This window comes from Microbacterium terrae (genome assembly GCF_017831975.1).
In the GTDB taxonomy this organism is placed as follows: Bacteria; Actinomycetota; Actinomycetes; order Actinomycetales; family Microbacteriaceae; genus Microbacterium; species Microbacterium terrae.
Genome location: NZ_JAFDSS010000001.1, coordinates 1,347,467 through 1,367,509, shown reverse-complemented (window position 1 = coordinate 1,367,509; position 20,043 = coordinate 1,347,467). Strand labels below are relative to the sequence as shown.

Annotated in this window: 17 protein-coding genes; 6 read left to right on the top strand and 11 right to left on the bottom strand. The window is 71.4% G+C overall.

From position 1 onward, the window contains the following. The 6 genes from dnaJ to JOD63_RS06295 all read right to left on the bottom strand — a co-directional run bounded on the left by dnaJ (position 1) and on the right by JOD63_RS06295 (position 7,234). Positions 1-1,116 (bottom strand): molecular chaperone DnaJ, encoded by a 1,116-nt coding sequence (gene dnaJ, locus JOD63_RS06320; protein ID WP_211088064.1) that lies wholly within the window; start codon positions 1,114-1,116, stop codon positions 1-3. 51 nt (positions 1,117-1,167) lie between these two features. After that, positions 1,168-2,208: a heat-inducible transcriptional repressor HrcA gene (hrcA, locus tag JOD63_RS06315; protein WP_045276777.1), complete on the bottom strand. Its 1,041-nt coding sequence runs from the start codon at positions 2,206-2,208 to the stop codon at positions 1,168-1,170. Positions 2,209-2,292: 84 nt separating this feature from the next. Next, positions 2,293-3,510 carry a radical SAM family heme chaperone HemW gene (gene hemW, locus JOD63_RS06310; protein ID WP_045276776.1) on the bottom strand — a complete coding sequence of 406 codons (1,218 nt, stop codon included), beginning with the start codon at positions 3,508-3,510 and terminating at the stop codon, positions 2,293-2,295. Between the two features lie 7 nt (positions 3,511-3,517). Further along, positions 3,518-4,168 (bottom strand): DUF1990 family protein, encoded by a 651-nt coding sequence (locus tag JOD63_RS06305; protein WP_045276775.1) that lies wholly within the window; start codon positions 4,166-4,168, stop codon positions 3,518-3,520. A 9-nt stretch (positions 4,169-4,177) separates the two neighbouring features. Next, entirely contained in the window at positions 4,178-6,028 is a 1,851-nt protein-coding gene (gene lepA / locus JOD63_RS06300) for a translation elongation factor 4 (RefSeq protein WP_045276774.1), read from the bottom strand. Between the two features lie 63 nt (positions 6,029-6,091). Then, complete coding sequence (locus JOD63_RS06295) at positions 6,092-7,234, bottom strand: pyridoxal phosphate-dependent aminotransferase (RefSeq protein WP_045276773.1); 1,143 nt, start codon at positions 7,232-7,234, stop codon at positions 6,092-6,094. A 43-nt stretch (positions 7,235-7,277) separates the two neighbouring features. Between JOD63_RS06295 and JOD63_RS06290 the strand changes: the two genes are divergently transcribed. Both JOD63_RS06290 and rpsT read left to right on the top strand, forming a co-directional pair. After that, positions 7,278-8,000 carry an alpha/beta fold hydrolase gene (locus JOD63_RS06290; RefSeq protein WP_045276772.1) on the top strand — a complete coding sequence of 241 codons (723 nt, stop codon included), beginning with the start codon at positions 7,278-7,280 and terminating at the stop codon, positions 7,998-8,000. 111 nt (positions 8,001-8,111) lie between these two features. Further along, entirely contained in the window at positions 8,112-8,372 is a 261-nt protein-coding gene (gene rpsT, locus JOD63_RS06285) for a 30S ribosomal protein S20 (RefSeq protein ID WP_045276771.1), read from the top strand. A gap of 153 nt (positions 8,373-8,525) precedes the next feature. Here the strand turns inward: rpsT and holA are convergent, their stop codons facing one another. The 5 genes from holA to JOD63_RS06260 form a co-directional block, all read right to left on the bottom strand. Beyond that, positions 8,526-9,563 carry a DNA polymerase III subunit delta gene (gene holA, locus JOD63_RS06280; protein ID WP_045274067.1) on the bottom strand — a complete coding sequence of 346 codons (1,038 nt, stop codon included), beginning with the start codon at positions 9,561-9,563 and terminating at the stop codon, positions 8,526-8,528. Between the two features lie 9 nt (positions 9,564-9,572). Continuing rightward, on the bottom strand, positions 9,573-11,915 hold the full coding sequence (locus tag JOD63_RS06275) for a ComEC/Rec2 family competence protein (RefSeq protein ID WP_045274066.1): 2,343 nt from the start codon (positions 11,913-11,915) through the stop codon (positions 9,573-9,575). 1 nt (position 11,916) lies between these two features. Beyond that, positions 11,917-12,531: a ComEA family DNA-binding protein gene (locus tag JOD63_RS06270; protein ID WP_045274065.1), complete on the bottom strand. Its 615-nt coding sequence runs from the start codon at positions 12,529-12,531 to the stop codon at positions 11,917-11,919. A gap of 99 nt (positions 12,532-12,630) precedes the next feature. Continuing rightward, positions 12,631-15,210, bottom strand: a complete 2,580-nt coding sequence (gene leuS, locus JOD63_RS06265) for a leucine--tRNA ligase (RefSeq protein WP_045274064.1) — start codon at positions 15,208-15,210, stop codon at positions 12,631-12,633. Positions 15,211-15,281: 71 nt separating this feature from the next. After that, a complete protein-coding gene (locus JOD63_RS06260) occupies positions 15,282-16,577 on the bottom strand; it encodes an anthranilate synthase component I family protein (protein WP_045274063.1) in 1,296 nt (431 codons plus the stop codon). A gap of 42 nt (positions 16,578-16,619) precedes the next feature. Here JOD63_RS06260 and JOD63_RS06255 point away from each other — a divergent pair, with 42 nt between their 5' ends. From JOD63_RS06255 to JOD63_RS06240, 4 genes are read left to right on the top strand one after another with little or no spacing between them, the layout of a single operon-like run. Further along, positions 16,620-17,327 (top strand): DedA family protein, encoded by a 708-nt coding sequence (locus tag JOD63_RS06255; protein ID WP_045274062.1) that lies wholly within the window; start codon positions 16,620-16,622, stop codon positions 17,325-17,327. A 4-nt stretch (positions 17,328-17,331) separates the two neighbouring features. Beyond that, on the top strand, positions 17,332-18,369 hold the full coding sequence (locus tag JOD63_RS06250; protein WP_045274061.1) for an App1 family protein: 1,038 nt from the start codon (positions 17,332-17,334) through the stop codon (positions 18,367-18,369). Between the two features lie 39 nt (positions 18,370-18,408). Then, complete coding sequence (locus JOD63_RS06245; RefSeq protein ID WP_045274060.1) at positions 18,409-19,122, top strand: SOS response-associated peptidase; 714 nt, start codon at positions 18,409-18,411, stop codon at positions 19,120-19,122. A gap of 38 nt (positions 19,123-19,160) precedes the next feature. Beyond that, the gene (locus JOD63_RS06240; RefSeq protein WP_407664974.1) at positions 19,161-20,042 is read left to right on the top strand and encodes a 3-methyladenine DNA glycosylase; all 882 of its coding nucleotides are present in this window, start codon (positions 19,161-19,163) and stop codon (positions 20,040-20,042) included. The last annotated feature ends 1 nt before the right edge of the window (position 20,043 follow it).

The window sequence follows — 20,043 nt, the reverse complement described above, 5'->3', positions numbered from 1 at the left end:
TCAGCCGTTGCGGAAGCGGTCGCGCAGCTTGGCGAACAGGCCCTGGTGGAACTCGGCCAGGCGGGGCGCGGGTGCCTTCGTGCGCGCGGCGAAGTCCTCGATGAGCGCCCGTTCCTTGTGGTCGAGCCGGGTCGGGGTCACGACGTGGACGCCGACGCGCAGGTCTCCGCGCTGGGTGCCGCGCAGCGGCGTGATGCCGCGCCCCTTGATCGTGAGCACGTCGCCCGACTGCACGCCCGCGCGCACCTCGAGGTCGACCGGACCGTCGAGCGACTCGATCGTGGTGTTCGCGCCGAGGATGGCGTCGGGCATCGAGACCTCGAGTGTCGCCAGGAGATCATCGCCGTCACGGCTGAAGACGTCGTGGTTCGTCACGGTCACCTCGACGTACAGGTCGCCGTTGGGGCCGCCCGCGGGCCCGACCTCGCCCGATCCGGGCAGCTGCAGCCGCAGGCCCGTCTCGACGCCACCGGGGATGTCGAGCGACACGGTGCGCCGGGCGCGCACGCGGCCCTGTCCCTGGCAGGTGCCGCACGGGTACGGGATCGTCGTCCCGTAGCCCTGGCAGATGTTGCACGGGGCGCTGGTCACGACGTTGCCGAGGAGACTGCGCACCTGACGCTGCACGTGGCCGCTGCCCTGGCAGATGTCGCACCGCACCGGCTGGGTGCCCGGCTGGCAGCAGGAGCCCTCGCACGTCTCGCAGAGCACCGCGGTGTCGACCTCGATGTCGCGGTGGGCGCCGAAGACGACGTCGCCGAGGTCCAGGGTGACCCGCACCAGGGCGTCCTGACCGCGCTCGCGCCGGGAGCGCGGACGCCCGCCGCGGGCACCGCCGCCGGCGCCGAAGAACGTCTCGAAGATGTCGCCGAACCCGCCGAATCCGGCTGCGCCGCCGCCGCCGAACGCGTTGTCGCCGCCCATGTCGTAGCGGGCGCGCTGATCGGGGTTGCTCAGCACGTCGTACGCGTGGGTCACGAGCTTGAAGCGCTCGGATGCCTCCTCGCCGGGGTTCACATCGGGGTGCAGCTCCCGCGCGAGGCGACGGTACGCCTTCTTGATCTCGTCGGTGGTCGCTTCGCGCGAGACGCCGAGGACCTCGTAGTGGTCAGCCACTTTCGCCTTCCTGCCCGCGGCGCGCCGCGGGGTCGTGGTGTTCGTTCCGCGTCAGCGGCTGCTCTCGTCTTCTTCGAGCAGGCGCGTGAGGTAGCGGGCGACGGCACGTGCCGCCGCAAGATTGGTGGGGTAGTCCATGCGTGTGGGGCCGAGCACGCCCACGCGGGCGCGCGACCCGGTCGCGTCGTAGTCGCTCGTCACGATCGACGCCTCGGCGAGGCCGAACGGCTCGTTCTCGCGACCGATGCTGGTCGCGAGGCCCTGCTCGTCGGCCACCATCTCGCCCATCAGCCGGAGCAGCGTCACCTGCTCCTCGATCGCCTCGAGGAGCGGATAGATGCTGCCGCGGAAGTCCGCCTCGCGACGAGCGAGGTTGGCGCTGCCGGCCATCACCAGCTTGTCCTGGCGGAACTCGTCGAGCTCCTCGGCGACGAGGCGGGCGATCTCGTCGGTAGCCTGCACGCGCGGCGACGGCGCGAGCCGGTCGCCGGCGAGGTGATCGGCGATGCGCTGCATTCCGTTCTGCACGGGCTGAGCGACGACCAGCGTGGCGATCGATGCGCGCATGGTGGCGAGGTCGGCGTCGTCGAACTCGTCGCGCACGAACGCGAGGCGCTGCGAGACCCGTCCGGTGTCGGTGACGACGACGACCAGCATCCGTCCCCCGCCGAGCTGCACGAGCTCGACATGGGTGACCGTCGCGCGGGCGAACGACGGGTACTGCACGATCGCCACCTGGCCGGTGAGCCGCGTGAGTGCGCGCACGGTGCGCGCCATCACGTCGTCGAGGTCGCCGGGGCCTTCGAGGAACGACGAGATGGCGGTCCGCTGGGCCGCGCTCAGCGGGCGGAGTTCGGCGAGGTGGTCGACGAAGACGCGGTACCCCTTGTCTGTCGGGACGCGGCCCGACGACGTGTGGGGTGCCGTGATCAGCTCTTCGTCCTCGAGCTGGGCCATGTCGTTGCGGATCGTGGCAGCCGAGACGCCGAAGGCGTGACGCTCGACGATCGCCTTGCTGCCGACGGGCTCGCGCGTGTCGACATAGTCCTGGACGATAGCCCGCAGCACCTGCAGTCCTCGTTCGCTGACCACCACGCCTCCTCGTCCCGAGATTGGCACTCACATGACCGGAGTGCCAATTCTATCGGATGCCCTCCCCCACGACGGCGAGGCGCGTCACTCGGTGAGTGCGCGCACGACGGCATCCGCCAGGAGCCGCCCGTGGCGGGTGAGCACGAGGCTCCCGCGAAGCGCTGGGCCCGCCTCGACCAGACCGTCGGCGATGAGGCCGGCCACCGCTGTGCGCGCCGGTGCCGGCAGGTCGGCGATCACAAGGCCCTCCCGGATCCGCGAGCCGAGCAGGATGCGCTCGAGCTCGAGCGCCGCGGCATCCGGAACCTCGCGCCCGGCGGCCGGGGACTCCCCGGCGGCGAGACGCTGCGCGTAGGCGGCCGGATGCTTGACGTTCCAGAACCGCGTGCCGGCGACGTGGCTGTGGGCGCCCGGACCGAAGCCCCACCAGTCCGATCCGCGCCAGTAGGCCAGATTGTGGCGTGAGCGCTGGGCATCGGTGCGCGCCCAGTTCGACACCTCGTACCAGGAGAATCCGGCTGCGGCGAGGAGCTCGTCGGCGAGCTCGTACATGTCGGCCTGCAGATCGTCGTCGGGAGCCGGGACCTCGCCGCGGCGGATCTGCCGGGCGAGCTTGGTCCCCTCCTCGATGATGAGCGCGTAGGCCGAGATGTGGTCGGGTGCGAGCGCCGTCGCCGCATCGAGGGATGCGCGCCAGTCCGCCAGAGACTCCCCCGGTGCGCCGTAGATGAGGTCGACGCTCACGTCGAGACCCGCGCGTCTCGCGGCGGCGACTGCCGTCGCCACGTTGGCGGGCTCGTGCGTGCGGTCGAGGGCGGCGAGCACATGCGGAACTGCCGACTGCATGCCGATCGACAGTCGCGTCACGCCGGCCGCCGCGAGCGTGTCGGCGACGGCGTCCGTCACGGTGTCGGGGTTCGCCTCGACGGTGACCTCGGCACCGGGCTCGAGGCCGAACGTCGCGTGGACCCCGTCGAGCATGCGGGCGAGATCTCCGGGAGGCAGGAGTGTCGGCGTGCCTCCGCCGAAGAAGACCGTGGATGCCGGTCGCGGGGCGCCGACGCCGTCGAGCACGCGCGCGGCGAGGGCGATCTCGGTCAGCAGCGTGTCGGCGTACTCGTCCTGTCGCGCACCCCGCAGCTCCGACGAGGTGTACGTGTTGAAGTCGCAGTACCCGCACCGCACGCGGCAGAACGGCACGTGCAGGTACACGCTGAACGGGGTGTGCGGATCGACCGCCGTGCCCTCGGGAAGTGAGCCGTCGGCGGGGACCGGGTCGCCGAGCGGGAGCGCCGAGCCCATCAGGCCCTCACGCGGGGGTGGTGTACAGCGGCGAGATCGCGCGCAGGTACCCGGTGAACAGCTCGCGGCGGCGCCTGCGCGTGAGAGCGGGGATCATCCGGTACACGAGCGAGGCGGGGGCGTCGAACGCGCGGACGGTGAACCACACCTCGTCGTTGTCGTACCAGTCGAGCATGAACGACTCCTCGCCGCTCACGACCGACTCGCCGACGGTGCCCAGGGCGAAGCCCACGCGGCGCGGCTCTTCCAGCGCGAAGATCACACGGAGCTCGGCGTCGGCCTTCAGCCCCTTGACACGCCCGTCGACGCGCAGTGTGGTGCCCGCACCCACGTACGGGGTGCCGTCGGCGTCGTAGCGCACGTCGGCCTCGGAGCGGCTCGGGGCGACGGGGTGACCCTCGGCGTCGAAGCTCACCCCGGAGTACATCGGACCCGACGCCGGACGCACGTCGGCGACCGCCAGCCCTGCTCCGCGCAGCGCACCCCACGACATCAGGGCCTCCGCGGCGGTCTGGAAGCGCGCCTCACCGCTGCCGATGCGCCATGCCTGCTCGGCGGGGATGCTCCGCTCGGGCGGATACTGCATGAGATCGGGCGCCTGCGTCGCCCCGACGGCGGCGTAGTCGACGGTGTCGTCCCGGAATGTTCCTCGACGCATCTGAACAGCCTACTTGGCGGCCTTGCCCTCGACGTCGCCCGAGAGCGCGGCGATGAACGCCTCCTGGGGGACCTCGACGCGACCGACCATCTTCATGCGCTTCTTGCCCTCCTTCTGCTTCTCGAGCAGCTTGCGCTTGCGCGTGATGTCACCGCCGTAGCACTTGGCGAGCACGTCCTTGCGGATCGCGCGGATGTTCTCGCGGGCGATGATGCGGGCGCCGATCGCGGCCTGGATCGGCACCTCGAACTGCTGGCGCGGGATGAGCTTGCGCAGCCGCTCGGTCATGAGCGTGCCGTAGGCGTACGCCTTGTCGCGGTGGACGATCGAGCTGAACGCATCGACCTTCTCGCCCTGGAGCAGGATGTCGACCTTCACGAGGTCGGCGGTCTGCGAGCCGGCCGGTTCGTAGTCGAGGCTGGCGTAGCCCTGCGTCTTGGACTTGAGGTGATCGAAGAAGTCGAAGACGATCTCGCCGAGCGGCATGTTGTAGCGCAGCTCGACACGGTCCTCACTGAGGTAGTCCATGCCGAGGAGGGTGCCGCGGCGCTGCTGGCAGAGCTCCATCACCGTGCCGACGTAGTCCTTCGGAAGCAGGATGCCGACCTTCACGACGGGCTCCGACACCGAGGCCACGCGGCCGTCGGGGTACTCGCTCGGGTTGGTTACGGTCACCGACTCGCCGGTGTCGGTGGTGACCTCGTACGTCACCGACGGCGCCGTCGTGATCAGGTCGAGGTCGAACTCGCGCGAGAGGCGCTCGGTGATGATCTCGAGGTGCAGCAGGCCCAGGAACCCGCAGCGGAAGCCGAAGCCGAGCGCCACCGAGGTCTCGGGCTCGTACTGCAGCGAGGCATCCGAGAGCTTGAGCTTGTCGAGCGCCTCGCGCAGGTCGCCGTAGTCGCTGCCGTCAATCGGGTAGATGCCCGAGAACACCATCGGCTTCGGATCGGTGTACCCCGCGAGCGCGGCGGTCGCGGGCTTGCGGTGGTTCGTGATGGTGTCGCCGACCTTGGACTGGCGCACGTCCTTCACGCCGGTGATGAGGTAGCCCACCTCGCCCACGCCGAGCCCGCGGGTCGGGACCGGCTCGGGGCTCGACACGCCGATCTCGAGCAGGTCGTGCTGCGCTCGCGTCGACATCATCTGGATGCGCTCGCGCGGCTCGAGCTTGCCGTCGACCATGCGCACGTAGGTGACGACGCCGCGGTACGAGTCGTACACCGAGTCGAAGATCATGGCGCGCGCCGGTGCGTCGGCGTCGCCCTTCGGCGCGGGGATCTGCTCGACGATCCGGTCGAGCAGCGTCTCGACGCCCATGCCGGTCTTGCCCGACACACGCAGCACGTCGGCCGGATCCCCGCCGATGAGGTTGGCGAGTTCGGCCGCGTACTTCTCGGGGTCGGCGGCGGGCAGGTCGATCTTGTTGAGTACCGGGATGATCTGCAGATCGTTCTCGAGCGCCAGGTAGAGGTTGGCGAGCGTCTGCGCCTCGATGCCCTGCGCCGCGTCGACGAGGAGGATCGCGCCCTCGCAGGCGGCGAGGGAGCGGCTGACCTCGTAGGTGAAGTCGACGTGGCCGGGGGTGTCGATCATGTTCAGCGCGAAGGTGCCGGCATCCGTCTGCCACGGCATGCGCACGGCCTGCGACTTGATCGTGATGCCGCGCTCGCGCTCGATGTCCATGCGGTCGAGGTACTGCGCGCGCATGTCGCGGTCGGAGACGACGCCGGTGATCTGCAGCATGCGGTCGGCCAGCGTCGACTTGCCGTGGTCGATGTGGGCGATGATGCAGAAGTTGCGGATCGCCTCGGGCGGCGTGGCGGCAGGCTCGAGAGGCTTCAGGGCGCGAGGTGACATGTCGCAGTCGATTCTACGGGTGCGGACCTGTGCGCGATTTCACCGTGTGACGGGCGCGCGCGCTCACCCCGGCGCCGGGATGCGGCGCAGGCCCTCGAGCAGCAGCTCCTGCCCGGTGGCGACGCACACGCGGATCCAGCCCTCGCCCGATGCGCCGAATGCCGAACCCGGCGCGACGGCGACACCGTCCTCCTCGAGGAACCGCTCGCACCAGGCGAGCACATCGCCGTCGGAGACGTGCGAGACGTCGATCCAGAGGTAGAACGCCCCGGTCGGCTCGAGGTGGTGCACGCCCCGGGCGCGCAGGAGGGCGGTCGCCGCATTGAGGTTCGCGCGATATCCGTCGGCGGCCGCGCGGGCGTCGTGCTGGTCGCCGTCGAGCGCGGCGACCGCTGCGCGCTGCGCCGGCTCGTCGACGCAGCTGACCATCGCCTCCTGCACGCGCAGCATGGTGGGCCGCCACCCCGGCGGCGTCACGAGCCACCCGACACGCGCACCCGTCATGGCATGCGACTTCGACAGCGAGAAGACCGACAGCACGCGACCGTCGTCATCGAGTGATGCCGGGCTGACGTGCGGACTCCCCCAGGTGAACCGCTCGTAGACCTCGTCGCTGATGACCCACAGGTCGTGCCGACGGGCGAGATCGAGGATGCCGGCGAGCGTCGCGCGGTCGAACGTCGAGCCGAGCGGGTTCGACGGCGTGTTGACGATGATCGCGCGCGTGCGCGGGGTGACCAGCGCATCGAGCTCGTCGAGGTCGGGCTGGAAGCCGCGCTCCGGCCGCAGCGGGTACGGCACCGGCACCGCCTGGAGCATGTGCGCGTTCATCGTGAAGGTCGTGTAGCCGGGGTCGGGGACGAGCACCTCGTCGCCGTGGGCCAGCGTGACGGCCATCGCCGTGTGCAGCGCCTGCGTCGCACCGACGGTGACCCAGACCTGCTCCTCGTCGACGATCAGGCCGTTCTCCCGTGCGAGTTTGCGGACGATGGCGTCGCGGAGCTCGGGGATGCCGCCGTTCGGCGTGTAGCGGATCGCCCCCGCGCTCCAGGCGTCGGCCGCGGCTGCGCGGATCGGCGTCCCGGCCACCTCCGCCGGTTCGCCGACGGCGAGCACGATCGTGCCGGGGCGGCGGAGCGCGCGCTCGAGGATGTGGCGCACCCCCGAACCGGGCATGGCCGAGATGTGCGGGGCGATGTCGGGCATGTCGCCATGCTAGGCGGGAGGCGACCCGCGTTAGCGTGTGGTGATGGTCGTCCAGGTCGTGCTCGTGCACGGCATCCGCACGTCCGCGACGATGTGGCGGGCGCAGGTGGAGTACCTGCGCGAGCGCGGCAACGGGGTCACCGCGGTCGACCTCCCCGGCCACGGCTCGCGCATGGCCGAGCCGTTCTCGCTCGATGCGGTGTTCGAGACGATCGACGGCGCGGTGCGGGATGCCGCCTCCCGCGGCCCGGTGCTGCTGGCGGGCCACTCGATGGGCGGACTCGTGTCGATCGCCTACGTCGGCCAGGAGTCGCCGCCCCCCGTCGCCGGGTTCGTCGCGGCGTCGTGCACGGCGATCCCGCGAGGCGCCGGGCTCGCGACGTACCGCATGCTCGCTCGCGGGTTCGATTCGCTCCCCGACCGCGGCATGTGGCTCACCGACCGCGTGCTCGACGGGACGCTGCCGCCGCACACGCGCCTGGACTTCGGAGCAGGCGGGTACGCGTTCGACACCCAGGACGATGCGCTGCGCAGTCTGTCGGTGCTCGACCTGCTCGCCGCGCTCGGGCGCATCGACGTGCCGCTGTGGTTCGTCAACGGCCAGTTCGACCAGCTGCGGGTGAACGAGCGCCTCTTCCGCCGAGTCGCGCCGCACGCCGAGCTGATCGTCGTGCCCCGCACCACGCACCTGGTCACAGCGATGCGGCCCGAGGTGTTCAACGCGGTCCTCAACGTCGCGATCACGACTCTCGATCAGACCTGGTAGAATCCTTGTTTGGCTTGCGTGTGGGTTCGCCCTCACGACCGCCGGAACGCGCCCCTCTCTCGCCGCCCGGTAAACAAATCCGATTCCCATCGAAACGAAAGACGTCGACACGTGGCGAACATCAAGTCGCAGATCAAGCGCAACAAGACCAACGAGAAGGCGCGTGAGCGCAACAAGGCCGTCAAGAGCGAGCTGAAGACCGAGGTGCGTCGCACCCGCGAGGCCGTCGCCGCCGGCGACAAGGCCGCCGCCGAGAAGGCGCTGCACAAGGCGTCGAAGAAGCTCGACAAGGCCGTCAGCAAGGGCGTCATCCACAAGAACCAGGCAGCGAACCGCAAGTCGGCCATCGCCAAGCAGGTCGCCGCGCTCTGAGGCCCAGCCGCCGCAGGATTCGGAAGCCCGCCCCCCACTCGGGGGCGGGCTTCCGCCGTTACCGGGTGGGGCTCGCCGTTACCGGGCGGGGCTCGCCGTTTCCGGGCGGGCGTCGCGGTCGGGCGCGCGTTCGCGGTGCCGGCGCTGGACGGGTCAGCCGCCGTACGGTGCGCGCGTCGCGATGACGGTGATCATGCGCTCGAGCGCGAACACCGAGTCGCGCGAGCCGCCCTTCACCTCGGCGTCGGCGCGCGCCGTCGCCTGGATCGCGAGCCCGAGCGACTGCTCGTTCCACCCCGTGAGATCACGTCGCGCGCGGTCGACCTGCCAGTCCTTCATGCCGAGGCGCGACGCGAGTGCCCGCGCGGGCTCGCGGCTGCCGGCGACGCGCGCCATGGTGCGCAGCTTCATCGCCACCGCCGCCACGAGGGGCACGGGGTCTGCGCCCGAGGCCAGGGCGTGCCGCAGCGCGATGAGCGCGTCGCCGTAGCGCCCCGCGATCGCGGTATCGGCGACGGCGAACGCCGAGGTCTCGACGCGGCCGCCGTAGTACCGCTGCACGACCTCCTCGGTGATGTCGCCCGGCACGTCGGAGATGAGCTGACGGCAGGCTGCCGCCAGCTCGGTGAGGTCGTCGGCGAACGCCGAGACGAGAGAGCGCAGCGCCGCGGGCGCGATGCGCTTCTTCGCGTCCTGGAACTCCCCCGCGGCGAAGTCGAAGCGGTCGGAGTCGCGCTTGACGGCGGGGCAGGCGATCTCGACCCCGCTCCCCTCCCCTGCGCGGATCGCATCGAGCAGCTTCTTGCCGCGCACCGTCGCCCCGGTGTGGCGGAGGACGACGGTGGCCCCGTCCTGGGGAGCCGCGAGGTACGACACCGCTTCGGAGAGGAAGGCGTCGGAGCACTTCTCCACCCCCGAGACGCGCACGAGCCGCGGTTCGCCGAAGAGCGACGGCGACGTGACCGCGAGCAGGGTGCCGGGCGCGTAGTCGTCGGCGCGCAGATCGGTCACCTCGAGACTCGCATCCTCGGCCTTGAGGTAGTCGCGGACGCCGGCGATCGCGCGCTCGGCGCATACCTCTTCAGGCCCCGAGACGAGCACGACGGGCGCCGGCTGGGCCGCGCGCCACGAGAGCTGCGGGATCGCGCTGCGCGTGCTCTTGACTGCGGGGCGGCGGGCGGGTGTCGGCATCCCCCCAGCCTAGCCAGGGCCGCCGACGGCGCCGCCCCGCTCCCGCCAGAGGCGCAGCGCCCCGCCCTCGAGCCAGACGCCGATCATGCCTTCCCGGTCGGTGCGGGCGATCTTCGTCGATGTCTCGCCGAGGAGGGTCAGTGCCTCGTCGCGCGGGTGTCCGTAGGTGTTGCCCGCGCCCACGCTCAGCACCGCGATGCCCGCCGCCGCCTCGTGGTAGAGCTCCATCGCCTGGTCGGCGCTGCCGTGGTGCGCGACCTTCACGACGGCGTACGGAGGCTCGAGCAGCCCCGACGACAGCACCATCCGCTGCGGCGACGCAGACAGGTCGCCGAGCAGGAGGATGCTCGGCACCGTTGCGCCGCGGACGTCGAGCACCACGCTGGCATCGTTGCCGGGCGGGAACGCGCGCAGTCCGGCGTCGGGCCACAGCACGGTCCACGTCGCCTCACCGAGATGACCCGTCATGCCGGTGTGCGCCTCCACCGGTGCGGCACCGGCAGAGGCGAGGAGTTCGAGCGTCCGGACGCCGTCGTCGTCGGTCGGTCCGTGGAGCACCGTGCCGACTCGTCCGGTCAGCGACGGTGCCGCGCCGGCGTGATCGGCGTCGAAATGAGTGAGGACGAGGAGATCGATGCGCGAGACGCCTGCCCGCGCGAGGCACCGGGCCAGCGCAGCGTCGTCCGGCCCGGTGTCGACGAGCGCGACGGCACCCGCCGAGCGCATCAGCAGCGCGTCGCCCTGTCCGACGTCGCAGGCGAGCACCGCCCACGCCTGCGGCACCGTCAGGGGCGCAGCGATCGACGACAGCGCGGACTGTCCGCCGACGAGCCCCACGGCTACGGCGACGACCACCGCGGAGATGCGTCCCACCACTCTCTGCGGCCGCGTGCCGCGGGGACCGATCATCAGCACGGCGACCGCCGCGCCGATTGTCGCGAGGAGTGCGGCACCGATCACCCCGTCGATCCATGCCAGGCCGCTCCCCGGGAGCGCCGCGAACAGGCGCGCGGTGGCGGCGATCCATGCTGCGGGCATCCAGGCGATCGCGACGAGTCCGGCCTGCAGGAGCGGGAACGGCGCCGCGAGGCACGCGGCGAGCCCGATCACCGTCACCGCGGGCGCCGCGGGTCCGGCGAGCACGTTCGCGACCACGCCGTATGCGGGCACGACCGGTTCGATGAGGATCAGCAGCGGCCCGCAGGCGAGCTGAGCCGCGATCGGCACCGCGAGGAGCAGGGCGATCCCGCGCGGCAGCACCCGCTCCAGGCCGCGGGCGAGCGGGCGCGCCAGCACGAGCAGTGAAGCGGTTGCGGCGACCGACAGGGCGAACCCGAGCGAGGTGGCCAGCCATGGGTCGACGACGAGCGACCCCGCGACCGCGAGTGACAGGGTGGCCACCCCGGCAGGGGTGCGACCGAGCAGGAGCGACACCATCGCGATCGCTGCCATCACGGCGGCGCGGACGACGCTGGGCTCCGGGGTGACGAGCATCACGAAGCCGCCGAGCACCACCACTCCCGCGGCGACGCGGCTGCGGCGGCCGAGCCCGAGCCCGGCGGCGACCGCATAGGCGATGCCGACGACGAGCGCGCAGTTCGCGCCCGACACCGCGGTGAGATGCGACAGCGACGATGCCTTCATCGCCGCATCGAGGTCGGACGGAACAGCCGAGGTGTCGCCCACGGCGAGCCCGGGCAGCAGTCCGGCGCCGTCGCCGGGGAGACCCGCCGAAGCCTGGACCAGACCGCGGCGCAGGTCGGAGGTGACGGCTGCCGCTCCCCCAGGCTCACGGATGACCACCACGCCACGTGCAGCCGTCACCACGACGGTCTCGCGTCGTCCGACGTCGGCCGCGCGCAGGGTGCCGCGCGCCTCGGCGACGGCGCCGACGTCGAGGCGGCCTCCGGACACGTCGTCGAGCGTCACCCGGACGACCGCCGGGGTGCGGGCACGCAGGCCGATCGATCCCGCCCGCACCTCGAGCATCACCGCATCGAAGTTCAGCCCGGTGGGTGTGCGCTCCACCTTGCCCGTCACTTCGACGAGCGCGGTGACCGCCCGCCCGCCGCCGAGGTCGCCGACGCCGGCGAGCGAGCGATCGTGCTCGGCGAGGGCGACGTGCGACGCGGCGGCGGCGAGGGCGCAGAGCGCGATGATCGCCCCCACGAGGGGCGCCAGGCGGCAGCGCCTGCCACGGCCCAGCGCTGCCGCGCCCACGAGCAGTGCGCCGACGATCGACCACGCGGCGAACGACACCGGTGCCGCGAGAGCCGGTGCCGCGGAGAGTGCTGCGCCGATCCAGGCGGCGCCGGCCACCGGCACCAGCCGCAGGGCGCGTGCGCCCGCCATCTCAGACGCTCACCAGGTCGCGCAGCGACTCGAGCATCTTCTCGCCGATGCCCGGCACGGCGAGAAGGTCCTCGACGCTGGTGAAACGGCCGTTCTCGTCCCGCCACGCGAGGATGCGCTCTGCGAGAGCGGTGCCGATCCGCGGCAGCGTCTCGAGCGCCGCGGCATCCGCGGTGTTGAGGTTCACACGTCCGTCGCCGGCCACACCCGAACCGCCCGTGGCGCCACCGCCGGAGGCACCGGCATCCTCGCCCTGCATCGGCACGTGGAGCTGCTCGCCGTCGTCGACCGCTCGCGCCAGGTTCACCGCGGCGCCGTCGGCGCCGTCGGCGTATCCCCCTGCCGCGGCGATCGCGTCGACCACGCGCGCGCCCTGGTCGAGCACGTAGAGCCCGGGGTGGCGCACAGCACCCGACACGTGGACGTAGACCTCGGCAGGCTCGAGCGCGGGCGCATCCGTCGACGCTCCGGTGAGCGGCACCGTCTCCGTGGGGGTACCCGCGCTGCGGACCACGCCGACGAGCACCGTGACGCCGAGCGCCACGATCACGACGACGACGGCGACCCCCACTCCGAACCGTCCGCGAGCTCGGCGGTCGCGGGCGGGCTCGGTCACCAGGCCACGCTAGGAGCCCACCGCGGCGCACCCGCGTGCGGGCGGGAGTGGTGTGGAGACCACCCGTTCCTCCCGCACTGGGGAGGAACGGGTCGATGCTCAGTGGGTGCTGAAGCTGACGACCTTCGGGGCACGCACGATCGCGCGGGTGATCTCGCGGTCGCCGAGCGAGCGCTGCACACGGGCGTCGGCGCGCGCGAGCGCCTCGAGCTCGGCGGCATCGATGCGTGCGGGCACCTCGAGGGTCGCCCGCATCTTGCCGTCGATCTGCACGACCGCGGTGACCGAGTCCTCGACGAGGAGGGTGGGGTCAGCGGTGCGCCACGTGGCGAGCCCGACGAAGCCGTCGTAGCCGAGGATCTCCCACATCTCCTCCGCCAGGTGCGGAGCGAACAGGTCGAGGATCATCGCGGTCGCCTCGGCTGCCTCACGCACCGCGGGGTCGGCGGGACCGGCGCCGGTGTCGATGGTCTTGCGCGTCGCGTTGACGAGCTCCATGAGGCGGGCGACGACGACGTTGAACTTCGTGTGCTCGATGAGCCCGGGCGCATCGGCGAGGAGCCGGTGGGTGACGCGGCGCAGCGCGACATCGCCCTCTGCCCACACGACGTCGGTCTCGCTCGTGACATCGGAGGCGATGCGCCAGGCGCGGGCGAGGAACTTCTGCGCCCCCGTCGTCGAGACGTCCTCCCAGTTGATGTCGTCTTCGACCGGACCGGCGAACGCGATCGCGGTGCGCACTGCGTCGGCGCCCGGGTCGACCATGCTCGCGGCGAACTCGACGAGGTTTCCCTTGCTCTTCGACATCTTCGAGCCGTCGAGGAGCACCATGCCCTGGTTGATGAGGCTCGTGAACGGCTCGGTGAAGTCGATCAGCCCGAGGTCGAACAGCACCTTCGTGATGAAGCGCGCGTAGAGCAGATGCAGGATCGCGTGCTCGACGCCGCCGATGTACGAGTCCACCGGAGCCCAGCGGTCGGCCTCCGCTGTCGGGAACGCCTGCGTGTCGTCGTTCGCCGCGAGGAAGCGCAGGAAGTACCACGAACTGTCGACGAAGGTGTCCATCGTGTCGGGGTCGCGCAGCGCCGCCTCGCCCGTCTCGGGGTCTGTCGTCTGCATCCACTCGGTCGCGCCGCCGAGCGGCGACGTGCCCTTGGGCTTCAGGTCGAGGCCTGCGGCGTCGGGCAGACGGAGGGGCAGCTGATCCTCGGGCACCGGGACGATGCGGCCGTCCTGCGTGTGGATCATGGGGATCGGCGTGCCCCAGAAGCGCTGACGCGAGATCAGCCAGTCACGGAGGCGGTACGACTTGGCGGCGCGACCGGTGCCGGCTGCGCCGAGCTCGTCGATGATGCGGGCGATGGCGTTGCGCTTGCTCAGCCCGTCGAGCGACCCGGAGTGGATCATCCGCCCCTCGCCGGTCAGCGCGATCCCGGTCTTCGCCGGGTCGATCGAGTCGAGCGACTCGCCCTCGGGCAGGATCGGGTCGCCGTTCTCATCGAGGTCGATCACCGGGATCGCGCCCGTGATGGGCGCGGTCGTGTCGACGACGACCTTGACGGGCAGGTCGAAGGCGCGCGCGAAGTCGAGGTCGCGCTGGTCGTGGGCGGGCACCGCCATGACCGCGCCGTGGCCGTAGTCGGCCAGAACGTAGTCGGCGGCCCAGATGGGCAGACGCTCGCCGTTGATGGGGTTGATCGCGAACCGGTCGAGGAAGACGCCGGTCTTCGGGCGATCGGTGGCCTGGCGCTCGATCTCGGTCTCGCGCTGCACGCTCTCGAGGTAGTCCTGGAACCGCGCGCGCACCTCGGCGGAGGATCCGGCGGCGAGCTCGGCGGCCAGGTCGCTGTCGGGGGCGACCACCATGAAGGTGGCGCCGTGGAGAGTGTCGGGACGCGTCGAGAACACGGTCACCTTCTCGTCGCGACCCTCGATCTCGAAGTCGATGTCGGCGCCGACCGAGCGGCCGATCCAGTTGCGCTGCATCCGGATGACCTTCTGCGGCCAGAACCCCTCGAGCTGGTTCAGGTCGTCGAGCAGGCGGTCGGCGTAGTCCGTGATCTTGAAGTACCACTGGGTCAGCTTCTTCTTCACGACCTCGGCGCCGCAGCGCTCGCAGCGCCCGTCGACGACCTGCTCGTTCGCGAGCACCGTCTGGTCGTTGGGGCACCAGTTGACCGGGCTCTCCTTGCGGTAGGCGAGGTCGCGCTCGTACATGCGCTGGAACAGCCACTGGTTCCAGCGGTAGTACTCCGGGTCGCTGGTGTGGAGGATGCGCGACCAGTCGTAGGAGGAGCCGTACTCGCGGAAGCTCTTCTTGTGCTGGTCGATGTTGGCGTAAGTCCACTCGCGCGGGTCGGCGCCGCGCTGGATCGCCGCGTTCTCGGCGGGCAGGCCGAACGAGTCCCAGCCGATGGGGTTCAGCACGTTGTAGCCGCGGTGACGCCAGAAGCGGGCCACGATGTCGACGTACGCGTAGCTCTCGGCGTGCCCCATGTGCAGGTCGCCGGAGGGGTACGGGAACATGCCGAGGACGTACTTGCGCGGGCGCGTGTCTTCGCTGCCGCCGGCACGGAACGGGTCGGCCTCGAGCCAGCGCTGCTGCCACTTCTGCTGGATGGCGTAGGCGTCGTAGCCGTCGGACGGCGCGTCGGTGTCGGTGTGCGAGGTCTGTGACACGGGGGAGGAACCAATCCTGGGATGCCGGAACTGCGCGTGGGCGCGAACTCCCAGGTTACCCGACAGACGACTCACCAGCCGGGCGGCAGCATCGCCCCGAGGGCCGCCAGCGGCCCGCGCGCCTTCACCCCGACTTCGGCGACCTCCGCGCCGGGATCGGAGTGCCAGGTGATTCCGCCGCCCGCCCCGACGTGGGCGGACTGCGGACCCACCACGGCGGAGCGGATGACCATCGCCAGGTCGAGCGCGCCGCCGTCGCCGACCCAGCCGAAGCATCCGGCGAAGACGCCGCGGGGGGAGGCTTCGAGTCGGTGCAGGATCGTCATCGCCGACAGCTTCGGCGCACCGGTCATCGATCCCGCCGGGAACGCGGCCGCCAGCAGGTCGTCGAGCGTCACGCCCGTGCGCAGGCTGCCGGAGACCGCGCTGACGAGCTGATGAACCGCGGGGTACGACTCGACCTCGAGGAGCCGGTCGACGCTCACCGTCCCGCTGCGGCACACCTTCGAGAGGTCGTTGCGCATGAGGTCGACGATCATCACGTTCTCGGCGCGCTCCTTCTCGCTCGCGAGTAGCTCGCGCGCGAGCGCGGCATCCGTCGACTCGTCTGCACCACGCGGGCGCGTGCCCTTGATCGGATGGGTGCGCACCACCCCCTCCGCCACCTCGAGGAAGCGCTCCGGGCTCGCGCTCGCCAGCGCCCACTCTCCGGAGCGGATGAATCCGCCATGATGGGCGGGAGTCGCGGCGCGCAGTCGCAGATAGGCGGCGAGCGGGTCGTGGACGCCCGGCACCTCGAAGCGCGTCGTGAGGCACAGCTGGTAGGCGTCGCCCTCGCGGATCGCGGCACGGCAGTGCGCGATGAGACCCGCGTACTCGTCGGCGGTGTGGCGAGCGGATGCCGTGGCCGACGGTGACGGGAGTGCCCGCGGCAGAGCGTGCGCAGGCGCCGAGCCCGCGCTCTCCGCGAGACGCACCGCCTCGTCCGGGGTGCCGATCGTCCAGACCCGCCCGGAGCCGTGGTCGAAGGCGACGAACGTCGCCGTCCGCAGCCACCTCTGCTGCGGCACGTCGTGCGGGTCTTCCGCGATCGGGGCGCCGGCGCGTGCCGCCGCCTGCTCGTACCCGAGCCAGCCGACCCATCCCCCGTCGAACCCGCCCGGCAGCGCGTGCGCACCGCCGTGCAGCCGGACTGCGCCCGGCCCGGTGGGGTCGGGCGCCCCCGCTCCCATCCAGCTCCAGCCCGACTGCGCGTCGGGTCCGGCGTCCAGCCAGAAGGCGTGCTCCTCGCCCGCGAACAGTGCTGAGAAGACGGATGCCGGGTCGACCCAGTGCGGCAGGGCGACGGCGACGCGCGGATCCGACATACTCCCAGGCTAGAGGCGGCTCCGGCGTCCTAGGCTCGGAGGGTGAACGAGTTCCTCACGTGGCTGCTCGACACCGTGCAGAGTGTCGACCCGATCGTGCGGACTCTGCTGGCGGGCCTCGCGATCTTGCTCGAGACGAGCGTGCTGGTCGGACTGGTGGTCCCGGGCGACACGATCGTCATCGTCGCCGGCACCGCCGTCGCCGGTCCGGTGGAGGCCATCGTGCTCATCGTCGCGGTGGTGATCGGCGCGCTCGTCGGCGAGAGCATCGGGTTCTGGCTCGGGCGCGTGCTCGGTCCGAGCATCCGTCACTCCCGCCTCGGGCGCCGCGTCGGCGAGCACAACTGGGAGCGTGCCGAGCGGTATCTCCAGCGCCGCGGCGGACCGGCCATCTTCCTGTCGCGATTCCTCCCCGTGCTGCACTCGCTCGTTCCGCTCACCGTCGGGATGAGCCACGTCTCCTACCGGCGCTTCCTCGCGTGGACGATCCCGGCGTGCGTCGTCTGGTCGACGGCGTACGTCTCCGTCGCCGCGCTCGCGGCAGGCACGTACCGCGAGCTCGCCGACCAGCTGCACTCGGCGGGTTACCTCTTCGTCGCGGCGATCGTCGCCTTCCTCGTGCTGGCCGGGGTGGTGAAGCTCGTGATCCACCGGCTGGAGCGACGTCACTTCGAGCACACGCACCCGGTGATGACGATCGAGGGCGACACCTCGGGTGCACGAGTCGTCCAGGAGGACGTGGAAGACTGAGGGGATGCCCGAGACGACCCACGCGCCGGCGAGCACCAAGGTGCACTGGTTCGCCCGTCTCGAGCGCCGCCTGCACGCGTGGCGCGAGCGCCGCGCGCGAGGCCGCGGGCAGACGCCCACGGTGACGCCGTTCCCCGGCTACGGCCGCCCGGACTGGGTCCGCGTGCTCGGACGCGTGATGATCGTCCCGCCGATCCGCCCGCGGGGTTCCGGCGACTACGCGGGCGTGCGCGGGTGGCGCAGCTTCGCCGCGGTGCCCATCGGCTACGCCCAGGTGTCGGTGACGATCAGCGGCAAGACCTACGAGGTGGTCGCCGATCGCGGTGGTGTGATCGACACGGTCCTCCCGGCCGACCTCGAAGCGGGCTGGCAGACGTTCGAGATGTCGGTCGAGGGTGGAGCCCCCATCGAGGCGCGCACGTTCATCGTGCACCCCGACGTGCGGTTCGGCGTCGTCTCCGACGTGGACGACACCGTGATGGTCACCGCACTCCCCCGCCCGCTCATCGCCGCGTGGAACTCGTTCGTCGTCGACGAGCACGCCCGCCAGCCCGTGCCCGGAATGGCGGTGCTGACCGAACGCGTCGTGCGCGAGCATCCCGGTGCGCCGCTGGTGTACCTGTCTACCGGCGCCTGGAACATCGCTCCGACCCTCGCCCGCTTCCTGCGCCGCCACCTCTTCCCTCCCGGCGCGATGCTGCTCACCGATTGGGGCCCCACGCACGACCGCTGGTTCCGCAGCGGCAAGGCGCACAAGACGGCGAACCTCACCCGCCTCGCGGAGGAATTCCCCGAGGTGCGCTGGCTGCTGATCGGCGACGACGGGCAGCATGACGACGAGATCTACACCCGGTTCACCGATGAGCACCCGGCGAACGTCGCCGCCGTCGCGATCCGGCGCCTGTCGCCCACCGAGGCCGTGCTCGCCGGAGGTCGCACCGCCGTCAGCGACCACGCCGGGGCGGCGGTCCCGTGGGTCGCGGGCAACGACGGCGCAGCGCTCCTCGAGCGTCTCGAGAGCGTCGGCGTCATCCAGGACTGAGTGGGCGCGATGTCGGCGGCCGCGCGTAGGCTGTGCGGCATGTGCGGGAGATTCGTGGTCGCAAGCGTCGCCTCCGAGCTCGTCGGCGTTCTCCGCGTCGACGTCGAGGGCGATGATCTCCCCGAGCCGTCGTTCAACGTTGCACCGACCGACCGCGCGGCGATCGTCCTCGATTCGGCCAAGACCGAACCGCCGACCCGTCGCCTCGAATCCGCGCGCTGGGGTCTCGTGCCCGCGTGGGCCAAAGACGTGAAGATCGGCACCCGCGCCTTCAACGCCCGCTCGGAGGAGCTCGAAGACAAGCCGATGTTCCGCGGTGCCCTCGAGAAGCGCCGCGCCGTCGTGCCGACGTCGGGCTACTACGAGTGGACCGTGGTCGACGGTGAGAAGGTGCCGCATTACATCCATCCCGCGGACGACGAGCCGCTGCTCATGGCCGGGCTCTACGAGTGGTGGCGCGATCCGGCCAAGGCCGACGACGACCCGCAGAAGTGGGTGCTGAGCTTCACGATCCTCACGCGCGAATCGATCGGCCACCTCGGCTCCATCCACGACCGCATGCCTCTGTTCCTCGATCCCGATCACGCCGACGCGTGGCTCGATCCGACGACCGACAACGTGCGCGACGTGCTCGACGCAGCCATCGACGCCGCTCCCCTTCTCGCCGACGAACTCAGCGAGCACGTGGTCTCCCGGGCGGTCGGCAATGTGCGCAACAACTCCCCCGAGCTGATCGAGCCCGCGGCCCCCTGACCCGGCCGGCGCCCAGGGCGCCCGCGTATCCTCGAACGGTGCACGCGTCGTCTCTCGCCCCGCCCACGCTCCTCGTGGCCGGGCACTGGCGCGCGCTCGAGGCTGCGCACATCGAGCGGGCGCTCTCGATGACGAGCGGCCACCGCGATCGCGCAGCGCGCGGCGAGAAGCATCCCGTCGAGGATTTCCTGTTCACCTACTACTCGTACAAGCCGTCGCTCCTCACGCGCTGGCATCCGGGTGCCGGTGTCGAACTGGCGGATGCCGCCGCCACCGACCGCGCGCAGTGGCGGTGGTACCAGCCCGGCTCTGCCGACCGGTCGCTGCGCGTCGACACGCACGGCTTCAGCGCGGAGCGGTCGACGCTGCTCGGGAACGTGGAGCGAATCCTGCGTGCCACCGCCGACCGCGCACCGCAGTTCGGCTGCTTCGGCCTCCACGAGTGGGCGATGGTCTACCGGCAGGGCGAGCACCGGCATCCGATCCCCCTGCGTCTTGGGCAGGCCGACACCGACGCCGTCGTGGAAGCCCACGACCTGAAGTGCACGCATTTCGATGCGTTCCGCTTCTTCACGGCCGAAGCGGTGCCCCTCAACCGTGAGCCGCTGACGCGCGATCTGCAGCCCGAGCGGGAGCAGGCGGGATGCCTGCACGCGGGCATGGATCTCTACAAGTGGGCGGTGAAGCTCGGACCGCTGCTCCCCGGCGACGTGCTGCTCGACGCATTCGCGCTGTCGAGCGAGATTCGCGTGCTCGACATGCAGGCTTCGCCGTACGACCTCGCCGACCACGGGTACGAGCCGGTGCGCATCGAGACCGCCGCAGGCAAGGCCGAGTACGTCCGCCGGCAGCGGGCCTTCGCAGAGCGGGCCCAGACGCTTCGCGAACGGATGCTGGCCGTCATCGGCCTCGGTGCCTGAC

Bases quoted from the DNA above. Each gene is read 5' to 3' on its own strand.
- hemW (WP_045276776.1), bottom strand. From the start codon at position 3,510: ATGGGCTCGGCGCTCCCGCTCGGCGACCCGGTCCCCGCCGACGGCTCA.
- JOD63_RS06305 (WP_045276775.1), bottom strand. From the start codon at position 4,168: ATGCGTCGAGGAACATTCCGGGACGACACCGTCGACTACGCCGCCGTC.
- lepA (WP_045276774.1), bottom strand. From the start codon at position 6,028: ATGTCACCTCGCGCCCTGAAGCCTCTCGAGCCTGCCGCCACGCCGCCC.
- JOD63_RS06295 (WP_045276773.1), bottom strand. From the start codon at position 7,234: ATGCCCGACATCGCCCCGCACATCTCGGCCATGCCCGGTTCGGGGGTG.
- JOD63_RS06290 (WP_045276772.1), top strand. From the start codon at position 7,278: ATGGTCGTCCAGGTCGTGCTCGTGCACGGCATCCGCACGTCCGCGACG.
- holA (WP_045274067.1), bottom strand. From the start codon at position 9,563: ATGCCGACACCCGCCCGCCGCCCCGCAGTCAAGAGCACGCGCAGCGCG.
- JOD63_RS06275 (WP_045274066.1), bottom strand. From the start codon at position 11,915: ATGGCGGGCGCACGCGCCCTGCGGCTGGTGCCGGTGGCCGGCGCCGCC.
- JOD63_RS06260 (WP_045274063.1), bottom strand. From the start codon at position 16,577: ATGTCGGATCCGCGCGTCGCCGTCGCCCTGCCGCACTGGGTCGACCCG.
- JOD63_RS06250 (WP_045274061.1), top strand. From the start codon at position 17,332: ATGCCCGAGACGACCCACGCGCCGGCGAGCACCAAGGTGCACTGGTTC.
- JOD63_RS06245 (WP_045274060.1), top strand. From the start codon at position 18,409: ATGTGCGGGAGATTCGTGGTCGCAAGCGTCGCCTCCGAGCTCGTCGGC.